We start from the raw sequence: 368 nt of genomic DNA on the forward strand, positions 1-368 counted from the left end.
CGACCGTGTAATGATGTTCCGGCGGTGACCTACTCTCCCACACCCTCCCGGGTGCAGTACCATCGGCGCTGTGGGTCTTAGCTTCCGGGTTCGGAATGGGACCGGGCGTTTCCCCCACGCTATGACCGCCGTAACCCTTGCTCCACACCGTTCCGCCCCTGGGGGTGGTGGTGGGAAAACTTTGTGGTTACAACATGTGGTGTTGTATTCAGTTGTTTTGGTTCTCAAGCAACGGGTTTGTTGGTTGGGAACCACATAGTGGACGCAAGCAGTCTTGTTTCTTTGTACCCTCTCCTGGTGTGAACGTCTTTTGAATCCGTTCACGAAGAGGGTGTGTGGTGTAAGTTATCGGCCTATTAGTACCGGTC

At 54.6% G+C, this 368-nt stretch carries 1 rRNA gene; it reads right to left on the reverse strand.

What is annotated here, in order from left to right:
• Window positions 1–16: 16 nt before the first annotated feature.
• Window positions 17–133: ribosomal RNA gene (rrf, locus tag AC1DC5_RS19075) — 5S ribosomal RNA — on the reverse strand.
• Window positions 134–368: the final 235 nt, after the last annotated feature.

This window comes from Arthrobacter sp. 10L424, assembly GCF_056395325.1.